This is a genomic window from Mesorhizobium sp. P3_A9 (assembly GCF_056402975.1).
Map to the genome: position 1 here is coordinate 1 of NZ_JBFUGJ010000648.1, position 1,611 is coordinate 1,611.

At 63.6% G+C, this 1,611-nt stretch carries 2 protein-coding genes; both read right to left on the bottom strand.

The features are described from left to right. A partial coding sequence (locus AC1DX0_RS35640) for a class I SAM-dependent methyltransferase (RefSeq protein ID WP_477359154.1) occupies positions 1 to 444 on the bottom strand: 444 nt, incomplete at its 3' end. Between the two features lie 52 nt (positions 445 to 496). After that, positions 497 to 1,611, bottom strand: a 1,115-nt coding sequence (locus tag AC1DX0_RS35645; protein ID WP_477359157.1) for a dihydroorotase, incomplete at its 5' end; no start/stop codon positions are given.

Sequence of the window (1,611 nt, forward strand, 5' to 3'; positions counted from 1 at the left end):
CAGCGAGACGACGTCAAAGGCGTGCAAGGGCAGCGGCAGTTCCGTCTCATAGGAGAGTGGGCGCCCGTTCGGATTATAGAGCGGGTGGTGCGCGTCCAGAAGGACATAGGAGAAACGGGGATCGCTCACGGTGGAGCGCAGGAAGTCGATCATCTCCGCGAAGCAGTCGACACCGGTGTAGGATCGGATCGGAATCCTGCGATTTAGGATCGCCTGGGTGAACCGGACGCCACAGCCGAAGTCGAGGAGCCGGCTGGCTGCGAGGGTCTTCAATCCGATCTGCTGCCGCATCCTCTCCAGCAGCCAGGCACCGCTATCCTCCGGCGGCATCAGGGAACTCACCTTCTGGGAATTCCGGTTGAACTTCTGCGTGACGATGATCTTCGGCGCGGGACGCATGCGATGCCAGATCGACTGCAACCAGGAAGGATGATGCGATCTCATGGCAAAGGCTCTTGGAAGAGGCGATGGATGACGGAAGATTGGCTGGTCGGGGTTAAGCTGAAAATACTGTGCGACCCGCCACCAGCGTTTGCAAGACCTTGCCTTGCAGGCGTGCGCCTTCGAAACAGGTGTTTTTCGAGCGTGAGCGAATGCCGCTCTCGCTGACGATCCAGGGTTCGTCGAGGTCGACAAGTGCAAGGTCGGCGACAGCGCCAGGTTTCAGCGTGCCGCCGGGCAAGCCGAACAGTTTTGCCGGCGCGGTGGAGAGCGTTTCGATCAGCCGCAGCAGCGGCACATCGCCATTATGGTAGAGCCGCAAGGCCGCACCCAGCAACGTCTCCAGCCCGATGGCCCCGGCGGCTGCGTCGGCGAAGGGCAGGCGCTTGGTGTCGACATCCTGCGGATCGTGCGAGGAGACGATGATATCGACCGTGCCGTCCCTGACCGCCTCGATCATCGCCAGCCGGTCTTCCTCGGCGCGCAACGGCGGCGTCAGCCGGAAGAAGGTGCGGTATTCGCCGACATCGTTTTCATTGAGCGACAGATTGTGGATCGACACGCCTGAAGTCACGGCCGCACCATCGGCTTTCGCGCGCGTCACTGCGCTTGCCGCCATCGCCGTCGAGATTTTTGCCGCGTGGTAGGAGCCGCGCGTCAGCCGCGCCAAAGCCAGATCGCGCTCCAGCGGGATCGATTCGGCTTCACGCGGAATGCCGGAGAGGCCGAGCCAGCTGGCGTACAGGCCCTCGTTCATGACGCCGGATGAGCCGAGGTCGGCATCCTGCGTTTCATGAACGATGATGGCGCCGAAATCGCGGGCATAGGTCAGCGCGCGGCGCATCACCAGTGCGCTTGAAATTGTGTGGCGGCCATCGGTGAAGGCGACGGCGCCGGCCTCGCGCAACAGGCCGAACTCGGTCATCTCGCGGCCATCGAGGCCCTTGGTGATCGCCGCCGCCGGGAAGATGTTGACGATCGCGGTGTCCTTGGCGGTGCGCAGCACGAACTCGACCAGCGCCACATTGTCGATCACCGGGTCGGTATCGGGCATCATGACGACGGAGGTGACGCCGCCGGCCGCTGCCGCGACACTCGCGGAAGCGATGGTTTCGCGATGCTCGCCGCCCGGCTCGCCGATGAAGACGCGGCCATCGATCAGGCCGGGAA